The 3,053-nt window shown below is 68.7% G+C and carries 1 protein-coding gene; it reads right to left on the bottom strand.

The features are described 5' to 3' along the window. Nucleotides 1-1,176 (bottom strand): glycosyltransferase family 4 protein (locus tag E6J59_19675; protein ID TMB15872.1); only part of this gene is annotated, 1,176 nt, incomplete at its 3' end. Nucleotides 1,177-3,053: the final 1,877 nt, after the last annotated feature.

Here is a 3,053-nt window from a genome sequence, read left to right on the forward strand (position 1 = left end):
TTCGTACTCGTCGAGCACGCGTGTCGTGACCTCGTCCCAGCTCGGAAGGCGCCGCGCCGCCTCGCGCGCCGCACGTCCGAGAGCCCGGGCCCGCTCCGGGACTTCGGCGAGCTCGCGGAGCGCCTGCGCGAGCGCCGCGGGATCCTCGCCGGGGACGCGAAGCCCGGTCTGCCCGTGGCGCAGGTCCGCGGGCAGCCCCGGAATGTCGCTGGCGACCACGGGCGCGCCCGCCAGCATCGCCTCGAGGCAGATGAGTGGGTGCCCCTCGAAGCGCGAAGGGATGGCGACGATCGCGGCCCCGCGCAGGAGGCTCGCCACCGTGACCCGGTCGACGTGCCCGAGGAAATGGACGCGCGCCGCGACGCCGCGGGCCGCGGCGCGGGCCGCGAGGGCGGCGCCCTCGGGGCCGTCGCCGGCGAGCACGAGGTCGAGGTCCGTCCCGGCGGCCGCGAAGGCGTCGATCAGGACGTCGAACCCCTTCCGCTCGGCGAGGGCGCCGGCGCCCAGCACGTACGGACGCGCGCGTGTCGCGGGCGCGACCCTCTCGAACTCGGCCGGGTCGATTCCGTTCGGCACGGTCCTCACCCGCTCGGCGTGCGCGGGCAGCACCCCGCGGGCGTAGTCGGCGACTGCGGGCGAGACGGCGATCACGCGGCGCGCGGAGCGCAATAGGAGCCGCGACAGCACCAGGCTCTCCGGTCCGTCGGCGGTCTGCGGGCCGTTGTGCAGGTGCGCGACCACGGGGACACCGAGTACGGCGCGGAGCGTGGCCACGTAGGGCGCGTGGAACTTGGAGCAGTGCGCGGCGATCAAGTCCGGGGCGAGCGCGCGCACGCCCCGCACGAGGCGGAAGGCTCCCGCCGGAAAGCGATGGAGGAAGTGGCGGAACGCACGTGCGCCGGCGCCGCGGTAGGGCGCGCGCACGACGCGCATGCGCAGGATGGGCACGCCCGTCGACGGATCGCGAGCAGGGAGGGGAGCGCCGTTGCCGCCCGGCAGCCGCGCGATGACGTCCACCTCGTGGCCGCGGATCGCCATGCCCGCGGTCAGTCGACGGACGACCTCCCGCACCCCGCCCGCGTCCTCGTAGTGAGGGCAGTAGACCGCGATTCGCAGGGCGTCCTGTTCCTCGCGCTCTCGGAACGCGCGAGGATCCGCTGCGAGAGCCGGCCGCATAGCAGGAACGGTGCCCCGCCACGCGGCGTGAGAACTCGGGGGTTCGCGCTGCCTGACCGTGACAGTCTGTCTCGGCAATGAGGCGGGAGGTCACAATGTGGCGATTCGCCTCACCACCGCCTGCTCGATTCGTCCCCGAGAACCGACCTTCGGCCGGTACGACGCACGCCCAATGACTCGAGACCTTGTCCTCTTGGTCCCCGGCTTTCTGGGCTTCAGCCGCGTCGGCAACTTCTACTACTTCGCCGAGCGGATCCTTGCCGGACAGCGAGACCTCGTCACCGATCTTCAGCCGTCCAAGATGGAGGAGCGGGCTTCGCGACCGCCTCGCCGCCCCGCGACGACATCCATCCGCCGAGCGACGCGTTCTACAAGGACATGTACGCCCTCGCGCACGACTGGTGTGGGTCACAGATCGCGGCGCCGGTGAACCAGGCGGTGAAGGTGCTTCGCGCGGCGTTGGTCTCGTCGCCGGAGAAGGTCATCCACAGCTCCAAGAGCATGACGCTGGTGGATCTCTACGAGCAGACGGACCCCTCAACGACGGCGTCGTGAACACAGCTCGGCAGCTACTCGATCCTGCCCCGAGCGAGCAATTCGGCGGGTTGGTGATCGCGGACCACGGTGATGTCCTCGGCCACTACGACCGAAGGGATGCGCTGGCCGCGGGCCACACTAACGCCGGCCTCTTTCACAGCGGCGCCGGCTTTGGCGATGATGAGTTCTTCAGCCTGTACCAGCGGGTGACGGAGAGGTGATCGAAACGGCAATTGTGTCCAGGTGAATGAAGGACACTTCCATGGCGAGGCAAGTGGCTGCGGACGGGGGCCGATCAGCTCGAAAAACTGACCCGTCTGACCCCCAAGAAGGGGGCGGCGAGCGCAAGTCCGCGATTTCACAGAGCTAGACAAGTGCGAAAGGGGGGACTTGAACCCCTTTTGCCTTTGTCCAAGTCGCTGATTTTCCACGGGTCAAGAGTAGTGTCGACCGCCATGAACCGCCCGTTGGTGCTGCGGACGCGCGTTGATATCGACGCCTTCCCATGCGTCCGAAAGGCTGATTCTAGGGTGTCTGCAACCGATCGTGAACCGCTGCGACGCTCCAAAACGGGCGGGTTATGGGTGAGGGAGACGGCGATCCAGAATCCCCTCGCGCCGCAGCGTCGGTCAGGCATGACAGATCAAGCACTTCGGCGCGGGACTGACCGACCTCCTGCACGCGCCAGAACCACACGATTCTGGCGCACCGCCAGCGTCACCTGCGTGATCGTGATTCTCGGCCCTCGCCCCGAGCTTCAGGCTTGCGGAGGAGGCGGGCGAGAGGTTGGCGAGCATCGAAGCTGAGCGAGCGACCTGACCTCCCGAACGCCCTCGGGCGCCGGCGCTGGCCTCACGACACCGGGGAGCCGGGGGGGCCAGGGGACCTCTAGACCCGACGTTCGGGAGGGCGGCATTGGTGACGACCGCCATCGAGCAAAAGGTATTGCGCTGGTATGGGAAAGCCGCCGTAACCGGAGGGGCGGCCAACCATGATGCTAGCGCGCAAGCAGGGGCCTCGGGGTTGTGGGGCCATGCCGCGTATCTGGCCTCTCCTCACGCTGCTTGCTCTCGTCCTCCTGCTCGTCAACACCTCGCAAATCGAGGCGGCTAGGAACAAGTGCGATAGCGCATGCCGTGACTGCAAGAAGTCTTGTGCTTCGCAAAAGTTGGACTGTCTCACGCACGCACGCGCTGACCGAACGTCCGCCCTCGGAGACTGCACCCCTGGCCGTTCCGGGCGCTCGTGCCGAGGACTCGCACGCCAGATGCTCATGCGTGCGTGGTCCGAGTGCAGGCAGAGCGCAACCGCCTGCCGCTCCTGTTGCAAGGCGAATGGCA

This window comes from Deltaproteobacteria bacterium, from assembly GCA_005879795.1.
Lineage (GTDB): Bacteria > Desulfobacterota > Binatia > DP-6 > DP-6 > DP-6.